A 2,576-nucleotide genomic window follows, 5' to 3' on the forward strand; every position below is an offset into this window, starting at 1 on the left:
GAGGAGACCATGTTGAAGTCGGCGAACTGCAGGTTGTAGTCCGGAATCCGTCGCGGCATTCCCGCCAGTCCCACGAAGTGCATCGGGAAGAAGGTCAGGTTCATGCCGACGAATGACAGCCAGAAGTGCAGCTTGCCGAGGGTTTCGTCGTACATGTGCCCGGTCCACTTCGGCAGCCAGTAATAGGCCGAGGCGAAGATGCCGAAGATCGCCCCCGGCACCAGCACGTAGTGGAAGTGCGCGACCACGAAGTAGGTGTCCTGGTACTGGAAGTCCGCCGGAGCGATAGCGAGCATCAGCCCGGAGAAACCGCCGATCGAGAACAGGATCACGAACGCCACGGCGAACAGCATCGGCGTCTCGAAGGTCAGCGAGCCTTGCCACATGGTGCTGGCCCAGTTGAACACCTTCACCCCTGTCGGGACGGCGATCAGCATGGTCGCGTACATGAAGAACAGCTCGCCCACCAGCGGGATGCCGACCACGAACATGTGGTGCGCCCAGACGATGAACGACAGGAACGCGATGCTCGCCGTGGCGTAGACCATCGAGGTGTAGCCGAACAGCGGCTTGCGCGAGAAGGTCGGGATGATCTGGCTGACGGCACCGAAGGCCGGCAGGATCATGATGTACACCTCGGGATGCCCGAAGAACCAGAACACGTGCTGGAACAGCACCGGATCACCGCCACCGGCGGCACTGAAGAAACTGGTGCCGAAGTGGATGTCCATCAGCATCATCGTCACGCACCCGGCCAGCACCGGCATCACCGCGATCAGCAGGAACGCGGTGATCAGCCAGGTCCAGACGAACAACGGCATTTTCATCAGGGTCATGCCGGGGGCGCGCAGGTTGAGGATGGTGGCGATCACGTTGATCGCGCCCATGATCGAACTGATCCCCATCAAGTGGATGGCGAAGATGAAGTAGGTGACGCTTTCCGGCGCGTAGGTGGTGGACAGCGGGGCGTAGAACGTCCAGCCGAAGTTTGGCCCGCCACCGGCGGTGAACAGGGTCGAGACCAGCAGCAGGAACGCCGCGGGCAGCAGCCAGAAGCTGAAATTGTTCATCCGTGGCAGGGCCATGTCCGGCGCACCGATCATCAACGGGATCATCCAGTTGGCGAGGCCGACGAACGCCGGCATCACCGCCCCGAATACCATCACCAAGCCGTGCATGGTGGTCATCTGGTTGAAGAACGCCGGTTCGACGATCTGCAACCCGGGCTGGAACAGCTCGGCGCGGATCACCATGGCGAACGTGCCGCCGAGCAGGAACATGCAGAATGCAAACCACAGGTACAGCGTGCCGATGTCCTTGTGGTTGGTGGTCAGCACCCAGCGCATCAGGCCTTTGGCGGGGCCGTGGGCGTGGTCGGCGTGACCGTGGTCATCGATGACAGCGCTCATGGCCGGTCTCCTTTACGTGAGTGGACTGGGCGGGCCGGGGCGCGCGGCCCCGACCGATTGACGAAGTACGCGGTAGACCGGCTCATTTGCTTTCCGCCTGTTTGAGCTCAAGCACTTCTTTTGGTGTGACCATGTCGCCTTTGTTGTTGCCCCAGGCGTTACGTTCGTAGGTCACGACCGCTGCGATATCGACTTCCGACAACTGCTTGCCGAATGCGGCCATGGCGGTGCCGGGTTTGCCGTGGAAGACAATGCTCAAGTGGCCTTCTTTCGGCCCGGTGGCGATTTTCGAGCCCTTGAGCGCCGGGAACATCGGCGGCAGGCCCTGGCCTTCGGCCTGGTGACAGGCCACGCAGGTGGTGTGGTAGATCTTGTCGCCGCGTTCCTTGAGCTCGTCGAGGGTCCATTCCTTGCTGGTCAGCTCCTTGAGCTGTGCGGCTTCGGCTTTGCGCTCGGCGAGCCACTTGTCGTAGTCGGCCTTCTCCTTGACGTCGACCACGATCGGCATGAAGCCGTGGTCCTTGCCGCACAATTCGGCGCACTGCCCGCGGTAGAGGCCGGGCTTGTCGATGCGCGTCCAGGCCTCGTTGACGAACCCGGGGATCGCATCGCGCTTGACCGCGAAGGCCGGCACCCACCACGAGTGGATGACGTCGGCGGAAGTCACGAGGAAGCGCACCTTGGCGCCGACCGGCAGCACCAGCGGCTTGTCGACTTCGAGCAGGTAGTGCTCGCCCTTGGCTTCCTTGTTGTGAATCTGTTCGGCGGGGGTGGCCAGGTTGCTGAAGAATTCGACGTCCTGGCCCAGGTATTTGTAGTGCCACTTCCACTGATAACCGGTGATCTGGATATCGATATCCGGCTCACTGGTGTCGTACATGCGGATCAGGGTGGCGGTCGCCGGAACGGCCATCGCCACCAGGATCAGCAGCGGCACGACGGTCCAGAGAATTTCAACGGTGGTGCTTTCGTGGAATTTTGCGGCGACCTGCCCGGTCGAGCGGCGATGCACGATCATCGACCAGAACATGGCACCGAAGACGATGATCCCGATCACCACACAGATCCAGAAAATGGTCATGTGCAGGTCGAATACTGCGTGACTGATTTCAGTCGCTCCAGGCGCCATATTCACAGTCCAGGCCGCCTGGGCCGGGCTGAAAAATC

The 2,576-nt window shown here is 61.6% G+C and carries 2 protein-coding genes; both read right to left on the minus strand.

All coding sequences use genetic code 11. From position 1 onward, the window contains the following. The coding region (locus HT737_RS16185) for a cytochrome c oxidase subunit 1 (protein WP_182403260.1) at positions 1-1,409 on the minus strand (1,409 nt) is incomplete at its 3' end. 82 nt (positions 1,410-1,491) lie between these two features. Next, the coding region (coxB, locus tag HT737_RS16190; RefSeq protein ID WP_182403262.1) for a cytochrome c oxidase subunit II at positions 1,492-2,576 on the minus strand (1,085 nt) is incomplete at its 5' end.

Source organism: Pseudomonas sp. MD195_PC81_125 (genome assembly GCF_014060985.1).
GTDB lineage: Bacteria > Pseudomonadota > Gammaproteobacteria > Pseudomonadales > Pseudomonadaceae > Aquipseudomonas > Aquipseudomonas parakoreensis.